General features: G+C 52.8%; 1 rRNA gene. It reads left to right on the forward strand.

Going from position 1 to position 231, the window contains the following annotated elements:
• Positions 1-32: 32 nt before the first annotated feature.
• A 16S ribosomal RNA gene (locus tag M3650_RS31695) occupies positions 33-231 on the forward strand; the annotation flags it as partial.

A 231-nucleotide genomic window follows, 5' to 3' on the forward strand; every position in this document is an offset into this window, starting at 1 on the left:
CGTCAGCAATACATGAGCAAGTCAAACTAACTTTAACGGAGAGTTAGATCCTGGCTCACGACGAACGCGCGCGGCGTCCCTAATACATGCAAGTCGAGCGGAGCTGATGGAGTGCTTGCACTCCTGAAGCTTAGCGGCGGACGGGTGAGTAACACGTAGGTAACCTGCCTGTGAGACTGGGATAACTACCGGAAACGGTAGCTAATACCGGATAGACATTTTCCTCGCCTG

The sequence above is a fragment of the Paenibacillus sp. MER TA 81-3 genome (assembly GCF_023713585.1).
In the GTDB taxonomy this organism is placed as follows: domain Bacteria; phylum Bacillota; class Bacilli; order Paenibacillales; family Paenibacillaceae; genus Paenibacillus_B; species Paenibacillus_B profundus.